Annotated in this window: 1 protein-coding gene and 1 pseudogene; one reads left to right on the top strand and one right to left on the bottom strand. The window is 75.4% G+C overall.

Going from position 1 to position 875, the window contains the following annotated elements; all coding sequences use genetic code 11:
- Positions 1–526: alpha/beta hydrolase (locus I5G_RS17315; RefSeq protein WP_022880191.1), on the top strand; the 526-nt coding region annotated here is incomplete at its 5' end.
- A gap of 132 nt (positions 527–658) precedes the next feature.
- On the opposite strand, the pseudogene I5G_RS26035 reads toward I5G_RS17315, so the two are convergent.
- A pseudogene (locus I5G_RS26035) lies at positions 659–875 on the bottom strand (carbon-nitrogen hydrolase family protein); the annotation flags it as partial.

The raw sequence follows: 875 nt of genomic DNA, 5'->3' as shown, positions 1-875 counted from the left end.
GCCCGGGATCGACGGATCGGATGCCGCGCACTGGCAGTCGCGATGGGAGCAGGGCTGGGGGGAGCGGGCGGTGCGGATCGAGCCCGCCTCGTGGTCGGTTCCCGAGCTCGACGACTGGGTCGCCGCGGTGGATCGTGCCGTGGACCTCCTCGCGCCGCGCGTCGACGACATCGTGCTGGTGGCGCACAGTCTGGGATGTTGGGCCGTGGCGGAATGGCTCGCCGGGACGGCGCGCCGACCGCTCGGGGCTCTGCTCGTCGCCCCGCCGGACCCGTCGGGCGCCGCCTTCCGGTCGGTCGTGACGGCCGGATTCCTCGAGGTGGCAGCCCGCCCGCTGCCGGTCGCGACCGTGCTGGTCGCCAGCTCCGACGACCCGTATTGCGACGTCGAGGCGGCCCGGAAACTCGGGCGCCGATGGGGGAGCGCGGTCGAGGAGATCGCGGCGGGCGGCCACCTGAACTCCGCCAGCGGCCTGGGGGATTGGCCGCGGGGGAAGGAGTCCTTGGCGCGGTTGACCGTGCGGTGAGGCGCGGCCGGTTGCCTCCGGCGGGCGCCGTGGGCCTCAGGCGCCGTGCGTCGCGGGCGCCGTGCGTCTCAGGCGCCGTGCGTCTCAGGCGTCGCGCGACTCAGGCGTCGTGCGTCTCGCGCGCCGTGCGCCTCAGGCGTCGATCCGGGATCCGGAGGTGACGGTGCCGATCGCCCGGGGGATGCCGAGATTGTCGCGGCGGTCGGCCCACATGCGCTGGCTCTCGCGGGTGCGGGCGATCTCGTCGCGATCCAGGTCGGCGACGGCGAGCCCCTCGACGCCGTCGACCGCGGCGATGCGCCGACCCGCGGGGTCGAAGACCGCCGAGCCGGCGATGAAGTCGTGCGGG

This window comes from Microbacterium sp. B19 (genome assembly GCF_000333395.1).
In the GTDB taxonomy this organism is placed as follows: domain Bacteria; phylum Actinomycetota; class Actinomycetes; order Actinomycetales; family Microbacteriaceae; genus Microbacterium.
This window is presented reverse-complemented; position numbering and strand designations above follow the sequence as displayed.